Origin of the sequence: Pseudoalteromonas sp. 5Ae-yellow (genome assembly GCF_014077565.1) — a bacterium.
Taxonomy (GTDB): domain Bacteria; phylum Pseudomonadota; class Gammaproteobacteria; order Enterobacterales; family Alteromonadaceae; genus Pseudoalteromonas.
On record NZ_JACGWD010000155.1, the window covers coordinates 1 to 1,134 of the forward strand.

At 37.4% G+C, this 1,134-nt stretch carries 1 protein-coding gene; it reads right to left on the reverse strand.

Annotation, left to right across the window (positions count from 1 at the left end; genetic code table 11):
• Positions 1 to 36 precede the first annotated feature (36 nt).
• Positions 37 to 945: a transposase gene (locus H4J63_RS19755; protein ID WP_182198104.1), complete on the reverse strand. Its 909-nt coding sequence runs from the start codon at positions 943 to 945 to the stop codon at positions 37 to 39.
• Positions 946 to 1,134: the final 189 nt, after the last annotated feature.

Consider the following 1,134-nt stretch of genomic DNA (forward strand, 5'->3'; position numbering starts at 1 on the left):
AGATACCATCTCTCATTTTAAGCTTCAAGGTCGTATTTAACTTTCTTGGAGCTTAAACGCTTCTTGGTTTTTTATTACACCAAAACATATATGAATGAGCTTTCGCATATTTGCACACACAGCTTGCATCGGTGTTTTACCATTATTTATTAACGTTAACTTATGTCGTTTTATTGTTTTATTCCATTGCCCTGCAACAATGGCCGCCATATAAAGTTTACATCGAATTCTGGCTGGCCCAAGTTTACTGATTGATGTTCGCCCTTTTAATTTACCCGATTCATTATGCCGTGGAATTAATCCACAATAAGCCGCCGCTTCTTTGGCTTTATTAAATTTTTTAGCCGCAAATAAATACGTCAGCTCTCTCGATAATACGGGCCCTATGCCAGGGATAGACTCAAGTAGTTTCCTGTTTCTTTTTAAATCAGGTTCATTATCTATGTGGTTATCAATGTCAGATTTAAGCTGTTTAATTTCGTCACGGTTAGCTTCTCGTTGTCGGTTACTCTCAAGCGCATCTAAACGACGGATAAGGGCTTTAAGCTCTCTAACTTCTAATGCATCAGGTTGCCAATAACTAACGACTGCGTGCTTAGCACAGCCGTAATGAGCAAGCATCGTTGCATCAGATTTGTCTGTTTTATGAATTATGTTTAAAGCGTCTGCATACTTTTTAGCTTTACCGGGATTCGCTAAAATAATATTAAAGCCTTGCTCGTGTAAAAAATACATCAGTGCTCCATGATAAACACCCGTTGGTTCGAGGGTGATAACGAGCTCATTAGCAGCGCTTTTAGTTGTATTTAAAAGCCATTTTTCTATTGCTAAAAAGTCTTGATGCTTGTTTTTAAAGACTTTTGTTTTAATTTTGTTTGTAAGCTGGTCTCTCAACCACGATAAATCAATCTTCTCTTTACTAATATCAATGCCGATAAACATCATCTCTACTTACTCCCCTTGTACATACAGCATCTACTTAAAAAAAGTGTGCTTGGATACCATTCAGTTTCTGAGAATAGAAAGTCAGGGCCTTATCTACGGAGCAGTATTAAATACTAGACGCACAGGCAAGCTCACTGACTTCGATGTGATAAATGATAGCTAATCATTTATCAATGAGAGATACAAGAC

Excerpts from the sequence above, each read along its gene's own strand:
- H4J63_RS19755 (WP_182198104.1), bottom strand. The coding sequence starts at position 945 with ATGATGTTTATCGGCATTGATATTAGTAAAGAGAAGATTGATTTATCG.